This window comes from Streptomyces sp. NPDC001922, from assembly GCF_042891165.1.
Taxonomy (GTDB): Bacteria; Actinomycetota; Actinomycetes; order Streptomycetales; family Streptomycetaceae; genus Streptomyces.
Window position 1 is genome coordinate 339,177 of sequence record NZ_JBIASV010000003.1, and the last position, 18,067, is coordinate 357,243.

Consider the following 18,067-nt stretch of genomic DNA (forward strand, 5'->3'; position numbering starts at 1 on the left):
GGGCGTACCCACACCCGCCGAGGGATGACGGGTACGCCCCGCGATGAGTCGCCGGTCAGTCCTGTGGCCCCGGACGGGCAGGCCCCTCACCCGCGCCCGGCCGGAGCACCTCCCGCAGGGCGTCGAGTACCGCCGGGTCCTCGATCGTCGACGGCACCGGCTCGTCCCGGCCCTCCGCGAGGGACCGCATGGACTTCCGCAGGATCTTGCCCGACCTGGTCTTCGGCAGCCCGGCGACCACGTCCACCTCCTTGAACGCCGCCACCGGGCCGATCTCGGAGCGCACCGCCGCGACCAGTTCGGCACGCAGTTCGTCCGGGTCGTACGCGGCGCCCGCCTTGAGCACCACCAGACCGCGCGGCACCTGGCCCTTCAGGGAGTCCGCGACGCCGATCACCGCGCACTCGGCCACCGCGGGGTGGGCGGCCAGGACGGCTTCCATCGACCCGGTGGACAGCCGGTGGCCGGCCACGTTGATCACGTCGTCGATCCGGCCCATGACGTACAGGTAGCCGTCCTCGTCCCGGTATCCGCCGTCCCCGGTGAGGTAGTGGCCCTCGAAGCGTGACAGATAGGAGCTGACGTACCGGTCGTCGTCGCCCCAGAGTGTCGGCAGCGTCCCCGGCGGCAGCGGGAGCCGGATGCAGATCGCCCCTTCGGTGCCGGGTGGCACCTCGGCGCCCTGCTCGTCCAGGATCCGTACGTCGTAGCCCGGCACCGGGACGGTCGGCGAGCCCGGCTTGACCGGCATCGGGTCCAGGCCCCGGAGGTTGGCGGCCACCGCCCAGCCGGTCTCGGTCTGCCACCAGTGGTCGATGACCGGGACGCCGAGGATGTCCGCGGACCAGTGGTAGGTCTCGGGGTCGAGCCGTTCGCCGGCCAGGAAGAGGGTCCGGAAGCCGGACAGGTCGTGACCGGCGAGCAGTTCGCCCTGCGGGTCGACCTTCTTGATGGCGCGGAGCGCGGTGGGGGCGGTGAAGAGCGCCTTCACCCCGTGCTGGGCGATCACCCGCCAGAACGCCCCGGCGTCCGGGGTGCCGACCGGCTTGCCCTCGTAGAGCACCGTGGTCGCGCCCACCAGCAGCGGTGCGTAGACGATGTAGGAGTGGCCGACGACCCAGCCGACGTCGGAGGCCGTCCACCACACGTCGCCGGCGCCGATGTCGTAGACGTTGGCCATCGACCAGGCCAGGGCGACGGCGTGGCCGCCGTTGTCCCGCACCACGCCCTTGGGCCGTCCGGTGGTCCCCGAGGTGTAGAGGATGTAGAGCGGGTCGGTGGCGTCGACCGGGACGCAGGGCGCGGGCTCGGCGGCGGCCATCGCCTCGTCCCAGTCGAGATCGCCGTCGACCGGGTCGGCGCGCAGCTGTTCCCGCTGGAGGACGATGACGCGGTCGGGCCGGTGGCCGGCCAGCCGCAGCGCCTCGTCGACCATGGGCCGGTACGCCACGACCCGGCCGGGCTCGATCCCGCAGGAGGCGGTGACCAGCACCTTCGGCCGGGCGTCGTCCACCCGGGCGGCCAGCTCCCGGGGGGCGAAGCCGCCGAAGACGACGGAGTGCACGGCGCCGAGCCGCGCGCAGGCGAGCATCGCGACGGCCGCCTCCGGCACCATCGGCAGGTAGATGACCACCCGGTCGCCGGCTCCGACGCCCTGCTCGCGCAGCACACCGGCGAAACGGGCCACCAGGTCGCGCAGCTCGGCGTAGGTGTACGAGCGCTGCTCCCCGGTGTACGCCGAGTCGTGGATCAGGGCGGTGCGGTCGCCGTGGCCGGCCTCGACGTGGCGGTCGAGGGCGTTGTGGCAGGTGTTCAGGCGTCCGTCGGGGAACCAGCGGTACAGGGGAGCCCGCTCGCCGTCCAGCGCACGGGCGGGTGCCCGCTCCCAGTCGATCACCCCCGCCGCCCCCAGCCAGAACCCTTCGGGGTCGGTCAGACTGCTGCGATAAGTGTCCTGGTACGTCGCCACGTTGCTGCTCCTGGTCGCTCGGCTGCGAACAGTCTCGCTCATGCGTCGCTCGTTCGTCCGAACCGAATCGGGGGTCCGGGGCGGGTCCGCCGGGACGGCCGCATAGGCTGACACCGCCGTGGGGGGCAGGGGGCGACCGGGTGGGTCGCATCCGGACAGTGGGGGGATCGTGCAGGTCGGAACAGGGATCACTGCGGGTGACGGTGGTCGGGCATGAGCAAGCATCGGCGTAAGCAACCGTCCACCGGGGTGCGCGGGGAGGCTGTGCGCCGGCTGCGGAGCGGCGTCGCAGCGGTCGACGACCGGTTCCCGGCGGTCGCCCGGCTGGCCCGGCGGATGCGCTGGGAGTATCCGCGGCCGGGCCGGAAGGGCTTCCGCCGCTGGGTGCCGTCGTGGCGGCAGGTGCTGGCCGTGGTGGGGACGGGCACCGGCGCGCTGACGCTCTTCATCGGCTACGCGTACTCGCAGGCGCGCATACCGGAGAACCTCAACTCGTTCGCCACCCAGCAGGACAACATCTACTACTGGGCCGACGGAACGAAGATGGCCCGGACCGGCTGGGTCAGCCGGCAGGAGATGCCGCTGGAGAAGGTGCCCGAGGACGTCCAGTGGGCGGTGCTGGCCGCCGAGAACAAGACGTTCTACACCGACTCCGGGGTCTCCCCCTCGGGCATCATGCGCGCCGTGCTGCGGATGGGTACCGGGGGCGACACCCAGGGCGGCTCCACCATCACCCAGCAGTACGTGAAGAACGTCTATCTGGACCAGGACCAGAACTTCTCGCGCAAGCTCAACGAGATGCTCATCGCCATCAAGCTGGACCAGAGGATGAGCAAGAAGGACATCCTGGAGGGCTACCTCAACACCAGCTGGTTCGGCCGCGGCACCTACGGCCTGCAGCGCGCCGCCCAGGCGTACTACGGCAAGGAGGTCTCCGAGCTGAACGCGAGCGAGGGCGCCTTCCTGGCCTCGCTGCTCAAGGGCGCCGCGCTGTACGACCCGGCGATCAGCAAGGCGAACCACCGGCGGGCCGAGGAGCGGTGGAGCTGGGTGCTCGACCGGATGGTCGACATCGGCAAGCTGTCCGCCGCGGAACGGGCCGAGTACACCACCTTCCCGGAGCCACGGGCACGGCCGCGGGCCACCGACTCCAGTGGGCAGAGCGGCTATCTCATCGAGATGGCCAAGGCCTACGTCAGCAAGAACACCACGGTCTCCGACGCCGAGTTCGACCTGGGCGGCTACCAGATCTACACGACCTTCGAGAAGCCGCGGGTGGACGCGCTGACCGAGGCCGTGAAGAAGGTGCGGAAGAAGCTCGACCCGGACCGCCGGTCCGTCGACGAGCACGTCCGGGTGGGCGCCGCCTCGGTCGCCCCCGACGGCCGGATCCTGGCCGTGCACGGCGGGCCGGACTACCTCAAGCAGGGGCTCAACGACGCCAACGCGGTGACCGTGCCGGCCGGCACGTCGTTCACGCCGTTCGTGTACGCGGCGGCCCTGGAGGACGGTGTCCGCCGCGAGCGGGAGGGCAGCAGGACGCCGGTCTCCCCGGAGACCGTCTACAACGGCGACGACAAGATCTCCGTCCGCACCCCCGAGGGCCCCTACTGGGACCGCAGCGGGAAGATCGTGAAGGGCCGCAACGAGGGGGAACGGTCCTGGGGCCGGATCCCGCTGCGCAAGGCGATGGTGCATTCGGTGAACACCCCGCTCATCCAGCTCGGCATGGACGTCGGCCTGGACCGGGTGCGCCGGACCGCGACCGCGGCGGGGCTGCTGCCGGGCAGTTTCGGCCCGCAGGTGCCGGACTTCTCGCTCGGCAACTCCACGCCCAGCGCGATCCGGATGGCCAGTGCGTACGGGACGTTCGCGTCGAACGGCCGGCACACCGAGCCGTACTCGGTGCGGCGGGTCACCCGTAACGGCGACACCGTGCCGATGCCCCGGCCGCGGGCCCGGCGGGTGCTGGACAGCGGCGTGGCGGCGCAGGTCACCGACGCGCTCCGGGGTTCCGTCCAGGAGGGCACGGCGCAGCGGGCCAAGGCGCTCGGTCCGGAGATCGCGGGCAAGACCGGGACCTCCGAGGAGAACGACTCCGCCTGGTTCGTGGGGTACGACAGCAAGGTGTCGACGGCGGTGTCGGTGTTCCGGCTGGAGCCCCGGACGCTGCAACTGCTGCCGCTGGACGGTCTGGGCGGCGCGCCGAAGGCCACCCCCGGCAGCAGCTACCCGGACGAGATCTGGACCGACTACATGAAGGCGTCGGCCCCGCGCCAGGCGGCTGCCCGGTCCTGACCGCTCAACGCCTGCTGCCGCGCGGCCCGCCGGGGCGGCGCGGCGGCAGGTTCCGGGCCCGGGCGCGGGCCGTAGGCGGCGGGCACGGGCGACCGGCCGCCCTGCGGACGGGCCGTGGCCCCCTCACGCGTCCGCCGTCGGAGCGGTATCCGTTCCGGGGTGGCGTCCGTCCCGGGGCGGTATCCATTCCGGGGCGGCGTCCGTTCCGGGGCGGCGTCCGTTCCGGGGCGGCGTCCGTTCCGGGGCGGCGTCCGTTCCTGGGCGGCGGACGGACGCCGTCCGGGTCAGCGGGCGAACCGCTTCCAGTCCGGTTCCTGGGCCGGATCCAGGGCGCGCAGCTGGTCCAGGACCTTGGGGTCCTGGGCGTCCAGCCAGTCCGCGAGCTGGCGGAAGGACACACACCGCACACCGTCGCGGTTGCACACGTCCTTCATCACGTCCTCGACGGCCCGCATGTAGATGCCGCCGTTCCAGTCCTCGAAGTGGTTGCCGATGAACAGCGGCGCGCGGCTGCCGTGGTAGACGCGCTCGAACCCGTTCAGGTAGCCCTGCCGGGTCTCCCTCTCCCACTGGTCGTACTTGGCCGGGTCGCCCTCGGTGCTGTCACCGGACTGGTTGAAGAGGAAGTTGAAGTCCATGGACAGCACCTGGACTTCCTTGTCCGGGTACGGCAGCAGCTGGAGCGGGAAGTTCCAGATTCCGTCGGTCTTGGAGGGCCATATCTGGAAGTCGCCGGAGGAGCTCGCGTCGTACCGCCAGCCGAACGAGCGGGCCGCCTCGATCAGGTTCTTCTGGCCCTCCAGGCACGGGGCCCGGCCGCCGGCGAGTTCCTCCTCGAAGTCGAAGGGGAGCGGCGGGAGGTCCTTGAAGCCGGTGTTCGTCTTCCAGTTCTCCACGAAGGAGTAGGACTGGCGGATCTCGCTCTTCCACTCGGCGGGGGTCCAGTCACCGCCGCCCTTGGGGCCGCAGAAATGGCCGTTGAAGTGGGTGCCGATCTCGTTGCCGTCCCGCCAGGCCCGGCCCACCTGGTCCAGGGTGGTCCTGATGTGATCGTCGGTGGCGAACGAGATGGCCGCCGAGCCGGGGTCGTGCCGGGGCGGCCGGTACAGCGTCCGCTGCGACTTCGGCAGCAGATACATGCTGGTGAGGAAGAACGTCATGCTGGCGTTGTTCTCCTTGGCCACCTCACGGAAGTGGGAGAACAGCCGGTCCTCACCCTGCAGGGCGCCGTCCCAGGAGAAGACGACGAACTGCGGCGGTTTCTGTCCCGGTTTCAGGCGCTTCGGCTTCGGCTGGCGCGGCTGCGGGCCGGTGTACGAGGTCGAGCCGTCGCCCAGGACCTTCACCTTCCCGTCCCACTCCCGGGCCCGCTTCTCCTTCGCGTGCTGCGATCCGGCGCTCCGTCGGGCCTCCGCCCCGCCGGGCCCGGGAGCACGGGAAGCGGAGCCCGCCACGGGCTCGGAGTTGTCATCCGACGGGCTGTCAGCACCGGACGACGCCATGACCAGCGCAAGCGCGACCACGCCCCCCGCCATGGCCACAGCCACCGGGCGGTGGGCAATCCTGACCTTCAAACTCGTTCCCCCCCAGGGACACGCACAGACGTACTGCCCCCAGTATCACAGTCGGATTATCGTCACCGCTTGTGTCCCTCTCCGTCCGGATCGATTTCTGTTAGTAACGAACCCGGGCTGAGCTGGTGCCATGAGTGCATGGAATGCGGCCGAAAGCATCGATTTCCGCGGCCCCCTCGATGTCACGAGGGCGGCCACGGCGGTGCTGGACAGCCAGGACACGGTCATCGGGTGGAGCCCCGCGGCCGAGGAACTGCTCGGCTACCCGCCCCATGAGATCCTGGGACAGCCGCTCGACACCGTGCTGGTGGGACGGCTGGCCCTGGAACCGGCACCCGGCGGACGCGTCGGCCCGATGTGCCGCACCGAGGGCCGCGTCGCCCGCCACCACGACGGCCACGTCCTGACGGTCGCCACCACCCTCTGCGCACTCGCCGACGCGGGAGCCGGCCCCGCACAGATCCTGGTCGCCACCGAGCTGGGCTCGCTGCGCCACTGGGACGCCCGCCAGGCGATGCTGCACGGTCTGGCCACCCGGTCGCCCATCGGACTGGCCATCTACGACACCGATCTGCGGCTGGAGTGGGCGAACGCCGCCTCCGGCCGGGAGCTCGGGGTGCCCTTCGGGGACTGCGTGGGGATGCACGCGGGCGAGCTGTACCCGGGCGGTGAGGTGCTGTCCGAGGAGTACCCGCCCACGCTCGAGCTGGTGATGCGCTACGTCCTGGCCACCGGCGAGCCGGTCCTCAACCTCCTCTTCCGGGGCCGCCCGCCCAACGACCCGGACCACCGCCACGTCTGGTCGTGCTCCTACTACCGGCTGCAGGACGCGCACGACCAGCCGCTGGGGGTGTGCGAGGACGGGGTCGACATCACCGACCGCTACCGCGACCAGGAACGGCTGGACCTGATGGTCCGGGCCGGGAGCCGGATCGGTACGACGCTGGACATGACGGCCACGGCCCGGGAGATCACCGAGGTGGCCGTGCCGCAGTTCGCCGACTCCGTCGCGGTCGACCTCGTGGCAGGCGTCCTGGAGGGCGAGGAGCCGCACCCGGGGGACGGGCCCGTACGGACCCTGGTCCGCGTCGCGGAGCGGTCCGCGCCGCGGGGCGGGGAGAGCGGGAGCGCAGGGGGTCGGTACGCGGCGGGTGGGGAGGCGGCCGGTGGGAGCGGGGTGACCGGTGACGGGGCGAGCGGGGCCGGGGAGAACGGGGTTGGGGAGAACGGGGTTGGGGAGCCGGTGACGCGTCCCGTCCGCTACCCCGCCGCGTCCCCGCAGGCCCGCGGCCTCACCTCGGGGCGGACCGTTCTGGAGAACGGCGCCGGTGCCGTGAAGGGGACCGGGACGGCGGAGGAGGCCCGTACCGCGGCCGGGACCGCGACGACGGACGGGGCAGGGACGTCGGACGGGGCAGGGACACCGGGGTGACCTGCCTGTACGCCGTCTACGCCCCGGTGTCCCGGCGGTGCACGATGGCCCGCGCGGGGCACCTGCCACCCGCCGTCGTCGACCGCGACGGGGGGCTTCCATCTGCCGGACGTCCCGGCCGGGCCGCCGCTGGGCCTGGGCGGCCTGCCCTTCGAGAGCCTGGAGACCGAACTCCCCGAGGGCAGCCTCATCGCGCTGTTCACCGACGGCCTGGTCCGGACGTACGGCCGTGATGTGGACGACGGGCTGGACCGGCTCGAGGGCTGTCCGAACGGGAGAGCTCACTGGACGCCCTGTGCGACCGGACGCTGGAGACGCTCCTCCCGGACGGGCCGACGGCGGACGACGCGGCCCTCCTCCTGGTCCGCACCCGCGCACTGGGCAGCGGCCAGGTCGCCGAGCGGGAGCTGGTCCGGTCGCGCAGGCGCGCGACCGGACCACGGCCAAGCTCAGGGAGTGGGGGCTGGAGGAGCTGGCGTTCACCACGGAGCTGGTCGTGAGCGAGCTGGTCACCAACGCCATCCGGCACGCCGGCGGGCCGGTCCGGCTGCGGCTCGTCCGGGACCGGACCCTGATCTGCGAGGTCTCGGACGGCGGACACAGCTCGCCCAACCTCCGCCGCAGCGCGAGTGATGACGAAGGCGGCCGGGGCTCTTCATCGTCGCGCAGCTCGTGCACCGGTGGGGCACCCGCTACACCCCGTCCGGGAAGACCATCTGGACGGAACAGCTGCTGCCCTCGGCGGACCGGCTGCTCCGGGAGGCCGCGTGAGGACGGTGGTCCGCGGGGCCCCGCGGGGCGGTGGCCGGTTCAGGGGCGCTGGGCGCTGAAGACGGTGACCGGGCGTTCCAGCCGCTCCCCGTCCACGACGAGGTCCACGGCCTCGTTGTAGAAGCACACCAGGTCCCGGACCGCTCCGGCGGCGACGACGGGCTCCGGATAGGTCCAGGCCACATCGGTCAGCCCTGGGCCGCCCCGGGACCAGGACCAGTACCGCGCGATGCCCTTGTACGGGCAGCGGGTGCGGTGGTCGGTGGGCGTGAGCAGGTCGAAGCGGACGTCCTCGCGGGGGATGTAGTAGCGGACCGGGAGGCCGGTCTCGAAGAGGAGCACCGGCCTGCGGGTCTCGGCGACGGGGACCCCGTCGATCTCCACCCGGACGTGGCGGCTGCTGGGCAGCGGGTCGACCCGGGCGTGCGGATCCCGGGGGTGGACGAAGATCTCCTCGTCCTCCTCGTACCAGTGGTCCAGGACCTCGCGGCCGAACCACTCGAAGGAGATGTGCCCGGCCAGCTCCTCCCCGGGGAAGGTCCAGGCGGCGTTCCCGGTCACCGCGCCGTCGAGGTCGAGGTCGTAGAAGACCGTCGCCCCGCAGTGGGCACCGGTGTCGGGCCGCCGGGCGGCGCGCAGCAGGTCGGTGCGGACCTCGCTCTCGGGGAAGGTGTAGCACGGCACCGGAAGGTCGGGCTGCCAGACCAGGACGGGACGGCGGCTGTCGACGACCGTGGTCCCGCCCTTGGTACCGCGCACCCAGCGCTCACTGGGCTCCCAGTGGAGCGGGCCGCTCTTCCGGATGGCGTCCGTTCGGATGGTCATGTCGGTGCACCTCACCGCTGCGCGGCGTCCGGTGTTCGGGACCTCGTACAGCCGACGATAGTGGCCGGAGCGGGGGCCGTCCTGCCGCACGGCCGTCCTGCGGCGACGGGCGCGCGGCCCCGGCAGGCACGCCGGCCGCCGCCGGGAGCTACGGCTCGCGCGGGGCCGCCGGGAGGCACGAGCGACCGCCCGTGCCGGGCGTGGCCCCCGGCGCTGGGCCCCGGGCCCCCGGCCGGACGCCACCCCGGCAACGGACCGCTCGCGCCGCGTCCCCGTCCGGGGCCGGGCTCACACCGGCAGGCCGGCCTTCCGCAGCCGCGCCGCCACCGCGTCCCAGTCCGGGGCGACGGGCTCGGCGGCTGCCTCGCCCACCCCGCGGTCCTTGAATCCGCTGGAGGTGGAGACGCACACCACCGGGCCGCTCCGGTCGCCCAGGCCGCGCAGCCCGGCGAGACCGGCCGCGGCGGACAGCTCCGGCCACAGCCCCGACCGGGACAGCTCGGCCTGGGCGGCGGCCAGGGCCGCGTCGTCGACCAGCAGCGCTTCGCCGCCGCTCTCCCGGACGGCCACGGTGCCGCGGACGCCGCCGACGGTGCAGTCGATCGCGTAGGCGCCGGTCGGGCCGGACGGGACGGTGAGGGCGGGGCGGCCCGCGCGGAGGGCGGCGTGCAGCGGTCCCCCGGCGGCGGGCTCGCAGCTGTACACCCGCGGGGTCCGGTCGGCCAGGCCGAGCCGTACCAGCTCCGCGAAGCCCTTCCAGACGCCGAACAGCAGCTCGCCGTACCCGGTCGGCACGAACACGGCTTCCGGTACGCCGAGTTCGGTGAAGATCTCGTAGGCGACGGTCTTGTAGCCCTCGGGGCCGAAGGCGTGTCCGGTGTGGGACTGCGGTGTCAGATTGCTGACCGGGTGGAAGCCGAGCCGGTCGACGATCCGCCGCAGCAGCGGCCAGCGGGCCTCCGTCGGCACGGGCAGCACGACGGCGCCGTAGGCCTGCAGGAAGGAGCGCACCGCCGGGGGCGCGTCCGCGGAGCACAGCACCACACAGCGCAGACCCGCGCGGGCCGCGTAGGCCGCCGCGGACGCACCGTGGTTGCCGGAGGAGGCCACCACGATGCCCTCTGCCCCGGTCCCGACCGCGGCGCTCGCGGTGCAGCGGTTCAGCCGGTCCTTGTGGCTCCAGGTGGGATTGCGCGACTCGTCCTTGATGTAGACGCCGTCGCCCAGGTCCACCAGCGGAGTGCCGCCCTCGGCGAGGCCGGGTGCGGCCAGCGGCGGCAGCAGCGGCGCCCAGCGGTCCAGACCGCTGCCCGCGGGGACGCACTGCGCGGCCGCGCGGTCGAAGAGGTTCCGCGGCACCCGGCCGTAGGCGTAGTCCACCTCGACCGGGTGGGCGACCTCGTCGGTGCTGGTCCGCGGACAACCGCTGGTCAACGGCGGCCACAGCGGGTAACTGACGGACGGATCTCCCAGTGAGCGCTGACCGGTGGCCAGCGAATCCCCCAAATTCATGATCGTGCAGTGTAGTTCGTACCGTCGGCGGGCCCGCGGACCAGGGATTCCCGCTCCGCTCCCCGGCGGGAACGAGGCCTCCGGCAGGACGGCGGCTCCGGGTGGGAGGGCACGCCCGGGCGGGACGGCGTACCGGGGCGGTGTACGGGGCGGGCGGTCCGGCCCGGCTGTCGTGAGCACCGCCTTCGTGGGTAGGGTCCGCCGGAGCCGGACCATGCCCTGCCCGGCCGAAGGAGCACGAGGAGCACAGAGCATGTCGATGATCCGCACCCTACGGAAGGCCGTGCGCCTTCCCGCAGCCCGGCGGAAGGTGGACCTGAGCCACCCGGTCCGCTCGCCGCTCGGCAGTGCGGTCGTGAACTGTGTGGTGTACCTGGACGGGGTGCGGCAGGTGGGCGACTGCCCGGCCGAGGAGGCCGTCGAGCGGGTGCGCAAGGCCGGGAACGGTTTCGTCTGGCTGGGCCTGCACGAACCCACCGAGGAGCAGTTCGCCGGGATCGCCGAGCTGTTCGGGCTGCACCCGCTGGCCGTCGAGGACGCGGTCCACGCCCATCAGCGGCCCAAGGTGGTGCACTACGACGACACGCTGTTCGCCGTCTTCAAGACCCTCTGTTACGTCGACCACGCCGAGCTGACCGCGACCAGCGAGGTGGTGGAGACCGGCGAGATCATGGTGTTCACCGGCCCCGACTTCGTCGTCACCGTCCGGCACGGCCGCCACGGCTCGCTCGGGCCGCTCCGCGAGGGGCTGGAGGCCGCGCCCGACCAGCTCGTCAAGGGCCCCTCGGCGGTGCTGCACGCCGTCGCCGACCATGTGGTCGACGACTACCTCGAGGTCACGGCGGCCGTGCAGGACGACATCGACACAGTGGAGACCGAGGTGTTCTCCGCGGAGCGCACCAGCGGGACCGACGCGGGGCGGATCTATCAGCTCAAGCGGGAACTCCTGGAGATCAAGCGGGCGGTGGCCCCGCTGGGACGCCCGCTGGAGAGCCTGTCCACCCGGCCGGGGCCGTTGGTCGACGCGGACATCCAGACCTACTTCCGGGACGTCAGCGATCACTTGGCCCGGGTGAACGAGCAGATCTCGTCCTTCGACGACCTGCTCAACTCGATCCTGCAGGCCCATCTGGCCCAGGTGACGGTGACGCAGAACGAGGACATGCGCAAGATCACCTCCTGGGCCGCGATCATCGCGGTGCCCACCATGGTGTGCGGGGTCTACGGCATGAACTTCGACCACATGCCGGAGAAGCACTGGACCTTCGGCTACCCGCTGGCGCTCGCGGTCATCGCGGTCGCCTGCTTCGCCATGCACCGCGGGTTCCGCCGCAACGGCTGGCTCTGACCGCCGGCCGGACGAGCGCTGCGGCGCAGAGCAGGCAGCCGAGGAGCGCCCAGGCCGGTGCCGTCCCGGCGGCCACCGGGTCCGTGGCCGGACCGGACGGCAGACCGAGCCCGGCGGCCAGCGTGACGGCGCTCTTCGTCACCCCGGAGGCCGCTCCCGCCCGTTCCGGCGGGACGAGGGCCTGAGTGGCCGTCAGGGTCAAGGCGTTGGCGACCCCGAGTGCCGCGCCGCAGACCGTGGCGGCAGCGAGGAAACCCGGCAACGCGTCGGCCGGGCGCAGCAGGACCAGGCCGGCGGCCGCGGTGGCCAGGCACCCGGCCATCGCCGCGACGGCCCGCGCCGGAGGGATCCGGCCGGCGACCGGTCCCGCGAGGGCCATGGCCGCGGACGGGGCCAGGAACGCCGCTCCGGCGGCCGTCGGGGACAGCTCCTGGACCTCCTGGAGGAGCTGGGGCACCACGAACAGGAAGGCGCAGGTCGCGGTGTTGGCGGCGGCACCCGCCACGGTGAGCACCAGGTAGGGCCGGTTCCGGAACAGCACGGGGTCCACCCACGGGTGGGCCGCGCTGCGCTCCCGGCGCACCAGGACGACCGACAGGGTGACGGCCACGGCCAGCAGGGCGACGGTGTCCCAGGACATCCAGCCCCGGGCCCGTCCGCGGTCGAGGCCTCCGGCAAGCGCCGCCACCGCGGCCGTACCGGCGACCGGGCCCAGCCGGTCCACCGGCCGGCGGCGGCCGTCCCCGGACGGTCGGCGGTCGCGGGACTCCGGCAGGCCGCGGGACGTCAGCAGAGAGCAGGACTCCGGCAGGCCACGGGACTCTCCGGGCTCCGGCAGGCCGCGGGCGAGCAGCGCCGCGGCAGCCGCGGGCAGGACGGCGGCCCAGAACACCGCCCGCCAGGACAGCACTTCGGTGAGTACCCCGCCGGCCGCCGGGCCGCAGGCCGTGGCGACGCCCGCGATGCCCAGCGCCCCTCCCGTGGCGCGCGGCCGGAGCCTCGGCGGGTGGACGGTGGTCAGCAGCGCCAGGCCCGCCGTCATCAGCAGCGCCGCGCCCGCGCCCTGCAGCACCCGGGCCGTGATCAGCGCCGCCGGGGACGGGGCGAGCCCGCCCCCGGCCGACGCGGCCGCGAAGAGCGTCAGCCCGGCCACCAGCATCCGCCGCCGGCCGAACCGGTCCGCCAGTCCGCCCGCGAGGGGCATCAGCGCACCGGCCGCCAGCAGATAGGCGCCGACCACCCAGGACAGCCCGTCGCCCCGGATGCCGAAGTCCCGGCCGATCCGGGGCAGGGCCGGATTGAGGGCGAACGCGTCCAGCTGGACGGCGAACACCCCCAGGGACACCGCGGCGAACGCCCGCCGCCGCAGCGCACGACTGCTCGGCACCGTCATCGGTCACACCTCTCCCGCCGCCCGGGGGGGGCGGCACGTCACGGACGGCGCCCGCGCGTCGGGCGGGGCACCGCAAGGAACCGTGCGGAGGGGAGGGTGCGCACCTCGGAACGCCCCCGGAGGGCGGGGGCGAGGTGCCGTGACGGAGAAGACGGCCACCGGGCGGACCGGAGCAGCCGGGGAGGAAACCGGCGGGGGGACGGCACGCCGGAACACCGGGAACGCGGGCGTCCGGACGGCTGATGCGGCCCGGCCACCGCAGGGGCGGGGACGGTCCGGCTCGTCCGGGGTGGACCCGGAAGGTCAGCCTCTCATGGATGCGGAACGCCGCGCGAGGAGGGCGGGGACGCCGGGGGCCGGCACTGAAGTCCTGCCCCTGCCCCTGTCCCTGCCCCTGCAGGAAGGCCCGAGAGTCCTGTGGAGTGGGCGGGGGCCGGGGCAGGGCGGTGACGCCCCGACAACCGGTCGCCGCCCTCCGCCAGGACCGTATTCAGGTTCGGTTTCCGAGCCGGCGCCTCAACTGTTGGCCCGGGTGCGTTCGAGGAGGGGGAGCAGGCGGTCCCAGTGACGCTGTAGTCCGGCGGGGTCGAAGGCGTCGGTGTCGGACATGGTGAACCCGTGGACGGTGCCGGGGTAGATCTCGGAGGTGTAGTCGACCTTCGCGGCGTCCAGGGCCCGGTTGAGCTCACCCAGGGCCTCGGGCGTCCTCCTCTGAGCGCCGTACGGGCCGGTGCGGGCCCGCTGTTCAGCGTAGCCCACCGGGCACGAAGAAGCGGGCCGACCACCGAAGTCAGCAGTCTCGCGAGGGGTCACGACTCCAGGCCGCGACGACGCACTCAAGGCAAGGAATCGGTTGACGCAAAGCCCAAATGCAACGGATTTCGTTGATCCATAGTCACTCAGCGATGGAATCTGTAGACTGCAGTGCGCGGTCACCGACACCCATCGGCGACCGCCTTCGGGGGGGGCGTCGTAAGCGACCCTGCACCACCGGGACCGCGCCACACCCCTCGCCGAGCCGTTCAATGCGCCTTCCGCTTGCGTGCGTTGCTCCGTGACGCTGCGTCGGCCACCTCACAGACCTCCTCCGCACACTTCGCCCACACCGACGGAAGGCCCCGCCATGAGTCGGCTCGACCCCAGTCGTCCCCTGTCCCCGACGGACCGCACCCGCCACCACCGGCTTCGCGAGCAAGGGAGCCTCGACCGGGCAGACCTCGACGCCATTCTGGCGGCGGGTTTCGTCTGCCATCTCGGGGTGACCGTCGACGACAACCCGATGGTCGTGCCGACCGTCTACGGCTCCGACGGCAACACCCTCTATGTCCACGGCTCAGTGGCCAGCCGGAGTCTGGTCGCCTCGCCGGCAGCGACCGTGTGCGTCACCGTTACCCACATCGATGGCCTCGTCCTTGCCCGGTCCGTCTTCGAGCACGGCGTCAACTACCGCAGCGCCATGATCTTCGGTACACCTCGCCCGGTCACCGACCCCGACGAGAAGTGGGCGGGCCTGCGCTGCCTCACCGAACAGGCGACTCCCGGCCAGTGGGACTACGCCCGACAGCCCACCCCCAAGGAGCTCGCGGCCACCTCTTTGCTCGCTCTCTCCCTCGACGAGGCATCCGTGAAAATCCGCACCGGCGCCCCGGACGACGGCGACACCCCCGACGCCGAACTCGGGCTGTGGGCCGGCGTACTCCCCCTTCGCACACACTGGGGCGAGCTCCAGGCAGATCCAGCCCTCGCCGGGGACATCGAGGCACCGCTCCACCTCGCGGAGCGCCAGGGCGTGACCCTGCGTTAGGGGTCCTTGCAGATCTCTACGGATCAGTCCCGCCGCAGCAACTCCGTCATGACGTCGCGCAGGGTCCGGTCCGGCTCCGGGACCGGGCCCGTCGCCCGCCAGGCGACGAAGCCGTCCGGCCGGACGAGGACCGCACCGCCCGGTGTCATGCCGTGCGGCTCCGTCCAGTCGGCGCCGTCCTCGGTGGCCAGGTCGCCGGCCTGGGTGCTGCCGATGCGGTGCGACTCCAGGGGCACGCCCAGCTCGTCGGCGACCCGCTTGGCGGCGGAGTGCCACGCGGTGCTCTCGACGCCGCTGAGCAGGACGAACGACCGCTCGTAGAGGTCCAGGGTGGAGAGCCGGGTGCCGAAGCGCTGCAGCCACAGGTGCGGGGCGCGGGTGCCCGGGTCGCCCGTCAGCTGCATCCGGTCGGGGACGACCGGCAGGTCGGGGTCGACGCCGAGGACGGCGCCCCGGGGGTAGCGGTAGCCCAGGGCCACGGTCAGGACGCCGCTCTGCCGGCCGCCGCCCGCGCCGGGCGCGGCGGCGTAGCCGGGGTGGCTGTGCTCGGCGGAGCGGGCCGAGGCGCGGGCGCTCGTGGCGCGCGCCACCGGCTGCCGCTCCTCGCCGTAGGTGTCGAGCAGCCCGGGGCCGGCCCAGCCGCACAGGACGGCGGCGAGCTTCCAGGCGAGGTTGTGGGCGTCCTGGATGCCGGTGTTCGAGCCGAACGCGCCGGTCGGGGACATCTCGTGGGCGGAGTCCCCGGCGAGGAACACCCGCCCCGAGTGGTAGCGCTCGGCGACCCGTTCCGCGGCGTGCCAGGGAGCCTTGCCGGTGATCTCGACCTCCAGGTCGGGCACGCCGGTGGCGGTGCGGATGTGGGCCACGCAGCGCTCGTCGGTGAAGTCCTCCAGGGGCTCCCCGTGCTCGGGGTGCCAGGGCGCGTGGAAGACCCACTGCTCCCGGTTGTCGACCGGGAGCAGGGCGCCGTCGGCCTCGGGGTTGGTCAGGTAGCAGGCGATGAAGAGACGGTCGCCCACCACGTCGGCGAGCCGGGGGGCGCGGAAGGTGATGCTCACGTTGTGGAACAGGTCGCCGTGGCCGGTCTGCCCGATGCCGAGGCGTTCCCTGACGGGGCTGCGGGGCCCGTCGGCGGCGACGAGGTAGTCGGCGTGGACGGTGCGCTCCTCGCCGGTCTCCCGGTTGCGCAGCACCGCCCGCACCCCGTCCGCGTCCTGCTCGAAGGAGCGGAGTTCGGTGCCGAAGCGCAGCTCGCCGCCGTTCGACCGGGCGTGCCGGACGAGCACCGGCTCCAGGTCGTTCTGGCTGCACAGGCACCAGGCGCTCGGGCTGAAGCGGGCCAGGGCCCCGCCCGGGTCGATCTCCTTGAACAGCCACTCCTGGTCGTCGCCGGTGAGCGATCCGGCCTGCAGGATGCCGTGGTTGCCGGCCAGGACGGAGGCGGCGTCGCGGATCGCCTGCTCCGCACCGGCCGTCCGGAACAGCTCCATGGTGCGGACGTTGTTCCCGCGCCCGCGGGGGTGGTGCGAGGTTCCGGCGTGCTTCTCGACCAGCAGGTGCGGTACGCCCAGCCGTCCCAGGAACAGGGAGGCGGACAGACCCACCAGGGAGCCGCCCACGATGAGCACGGGCACCCGGTCGTCGATCTTCGCATTCTTCATCTGCACCAGCTCCTGCCGACCTGCACCAAGCCATGGCGCCCGAACGGGGTACACATCTGTCCATGCCCGACGAGCGAAGCTCCGTTCGGGCTTTCACTCGTATGGCTCACACATCTCGCGCCATCCGTGGGACCGGCCGACGATCGATTGCGGGCACCGAGACCGGCCGCATCGCGCCGGCGTCCCCGGGTGCGACGACGCTCCCGGGACACCGCCCGGCCATGGGGCGGGTACCGACGACCAGGCGCAGCGCCCGGTCGCACACCCGCATCCCTCCCACGGCACGTGACCGCAGAACCTCAGGGGCTGAACCCGGCGCGAAGGAGATGTGGAATATGACAACGCTGTCAGAGAAGGTGTCGGAGAAGGTCTCGCAGTCCGCCTTCGACGGCTCCCGACTTCGGGTGATTCTGCTGCTGGACATCCACGAGGGCGCCCAGCAGCGCTTTCTCGAGGCGTACGAGCACCTTCGCAGCGGGGTGGCCTCCGTCCCGGGCCACATCAGCGACCAGCTCTGCCAGTCCATCGAGAACCCCTCGCAATGGCTCATCACCAGCGAGTGGGAGAGCGCCCCGCCGTTCCTGGCCTGGGTGAACAGCGAGGCGCACGTCGAGATGGTGCAGCCGCTGCACAGCTGCGTGCGCGACACGCGCTCGCTGCGGTTCAGCATCCTGCGCGAGACGCCGGGGATAGGAGTGCACACCCCCGAATCGCCGCGGAGCAGGCTCCAGTCCACTCCGCGGATCGGCGACGGGGTGGTCCGGCACGCCCTCACCTTCACCGTGAAGCCCGGCAGCGAGAGCAAGGTCGCCGAGATCCTGTCCGGCTACCGCTCCCCCGCGGCCCGGGTCGACGACACCACGAGCCTGCGGCGGACGTCGCTGTTCCTGCACGGCAACCGGGTCGTCCGGGCCGTCGAGGTGCAGGGCGACCTGATCGCGGCGCTGCGGCACGTGGCACAGCAGCCCGAGGTCCGGGCCGTGGAGGAGGCGATCAACCCGTACCTCGAACAGGACCGGGACCTCGCCGACCCGGATTCCGCGCGGGTCTTCTTCACCCGGGCCGCCCTGCCGGCCGTGCACCGGGTGGCCTCCGGCCCCGCCGAGCCGGCCGACGTCGAGCGGCACGCCCTGCTCTACCCGGTCAAGCCCGGCTGCGGCATGGCGGTGGCCCGGCTGCTCGCCCTCCAGGAGGAGCAGGGGGCGAACGACCCGGACAACCCCGTCGTGGGCAGCACCATCTTCCAGCGCGACGACATCGTCGTCCGGATGGTCGACCTGCGCGGTCCGGTGGAGCGTACGCCGGTCCCGGTGGTGGGGGTCACCGGCAAGCGCACGGCGGCGGTGCTCTCCCGGCTGCTGGACCTCCCGGAGGGCCACACCCTGACGGACCACCGGGGACTGCTGCGCTTCCTCGCGCACGCCGACATGTCCCCCCTCACCGACCGCCGCGCCACCGACTCCTGACCGGAGAGCCGCAC

The 18,067-nt window shown here is 72.9% G+C and carries 11 protein-coding genes and 3 pseudogenes; 7 read left to right on the top strand and 7 right to left on the bottom strand.

The window, feature by feature from the left end:
- Positions 1–55: 55 nt before the first annotated feature.
- Positions 56–2,011, bottom strand: a complete 1,956-nt coding sequence (locus ACFYYR_RS07005; RefSeq protein ID WP_388847779.1) for a propionyl-CoA synthetase — start codon at positions 2,009–2,011, stop codon at positions 56–58.
- 171 nt (positions 2,012–2,182) lie between these two features.
- Here ACFYYR_RS07005 and ACFYYR_RS07010 point away from each other — a divergent pair, with 171 nt between their 5' ends.
- Complete coding sequence (locus ACFYYR_RS07010; protein WP_388847781.1) at positions 2,183–4,267, top strand: transglycosylase domain-containing protein; 2,085 nt, start codon at positions 2,183–2,185, stop codon at positions 4,265–4,267.
- 284 nt (positions 4,268–4,551) lie between these two features.
- On the opposite strand, the gene ACFYYR_RS07015 is transcribed toward ACFYYR_RS07010, so the two are convergent.
- Positions 4,552–5,802: a hypothetical protein gene (locus ACFYYR_RS07015; protein WP_388848144.1), complete on the bottom strand. Its 1,251-nt coding sequence runs from the start codon at positions 5,800–5,802 to the stop codon at positions 4,552–4,554.
- A gap of 169 nt (positions 5,803–5,971) precedes the next feature.
- Here ACFYYR_RS07015 and ACFYYR_RS07020 point away from each other — a divergent pair, with 169 nt between their 5' ends.
- From ACFYYR_RS07020 to ACFYYR_RS07030, 3 genes and pseudogenes are all read left to right on the top strand, one after another.
- On the top strand, positions 5,972–7,273 hold the full coding sequence (locus ACFYYR_RS07020; RefSeq protein WP_388847783.1) for a PAS domain-containing protein: 1,302 nt from the start codon (positions 5,972–5,974) through the stop codon (positions 7,271–7,273).
- Positions 7,274–7,375: 102 nt separating this feature from the next.
- A pseudogene (locus ACFYYR_RS07025) lies at positions 7,376–7,462 on the top strand (hypothetical protein); the annotation flags it as partial.
- A 43-nt stretch (positions 7,463–7,505) separates the two neighbouring features.
- Positions 7,506–7,865: pseudogene (locus ACFYYR_RS07030) on the top strand (ATP-binding protein); the annotation flags it as partial.
- Positions 7,866–8,083: 218 nt separating this feature from the next.
- Here the strand turns inward: ACFYYR_RS07030 and ACFYYR_RS07035 are convergent.
- Entirely contained in the window at positions 8,084–8,869 is a 786-nt protein-coding gene (locus ACFYYR_RS07035) for a DUF427 domain-containing protein (RefSeq protein WP_388847785.1), read from the bottom strand.
- Between the two features lie 288 nt (positions 8,870–9,157).
- Positions 9,158–10,381, bottom strand: coding sequence for a pyridoxal-phosphate dependent enzyme (locus ACFYYR_RS07040; protein WP_388847787.1), 1,224 nt, complete (start codon positions 10,379–10,381; stop codon positions 9,158–9,160).
- 253 nt (positions 10,382–10,634) lie between these two features.
- On the opposite strand from ACFYYR_RS07040, the gene ACFYYR_RS07045 reads away from it, so the two are divergent.
- The gene (locus ACFYYR_RS07045) at positions 10,635–11,729 is read left to right on the top strand and encodes a magnesium and cobalt transport protein CorA (RefSeq protein ID WP_388847789.1); all 1,095 of its coding nucleotides are present in this window, start codon (positions 10,635–10,637) and stop codon (positions 11,727–11,729) included.
- Here the strand turns inward: ACFYYR_RS07045 and ACFYYR_RS07050 are convergent.
- Both ACFYYR_RS07050 and ACFYYR_RS07055 read right to left on the bottom strand, forming a co-directional pair.
- Positions 11,671–13,122, bottom strand: coding sequence for an MFS transporter (locus ACFYYR_RS07050; protein WP_388847791.1), 1,452 nt, complete (start codon positions 13,120–13,122; stop codon positions 11,671–11,673). The two genes, ACFYYR_RS07045 and ACFYYR_RS07050, sit on opposite strands and share 59 nt — an antisense overlap.
- 516 nt (positions 13,123–13,638) lie before the next feature.
- Positions 13,639–13,833, bottom strand: a pseudogene (locus ACFYYR_RS07055) (dienelactone hydrolase family protein); the annotation flags it as partial.
- A 412-nt stretch (positions 13,834–14,245) separates the two neighbouring features.
- Between ACFYYR_RS07055 and ACFYYR_RS07060 the strand changes: the two are divergent.
- Positions 14,246–14,926 (top strand): pyridoxamine 5'-phosphate oxidase family protein, encoded by a 681-nt coding sequence (locus ACFYYR_RS07060; protein WP_388847793.1) that lies wholly within the window; start codon positions 14,246–14,248, stop codon positions 14,924–14,926.
- 23 nt (positions 14,927–14,949) lie between these two features.
- On the opposite strand, the gene ACFYYR_RS07065 is transcribed toward ACFYYR_RS07060, so the two are convergent.
- Positions 14,950–16,587, bottom strand: coding sequence for an FAD-dependent oxidoreductase (locus tag ACFYYR_RS07065; RefSeq protein ID WP_388847795.1), 1,638 nt, complete (start codon positions 16,585–16,587; stop codon positions 14,950–14,952).
- 335 nt (positions 16,588–16,922) lie between these two features.
- Between ACFYYR_RS07065 and ACFYYR_RS07070 the strand changes: the two genes are divergently transcribed.
- Complete coding sequence (locus tag ACFYYR_RS07070; protein ID WP_388847796.1) at positions 16,923–18,053, top strand: SchA/CurD-like domain-containing protein; 1,131 nt, start codon at positions 16,923–16,925, stop codon at positions 18,051–18,053.
- Positions 18,054–18,067 lie beyond the last annotated feature (14 nt).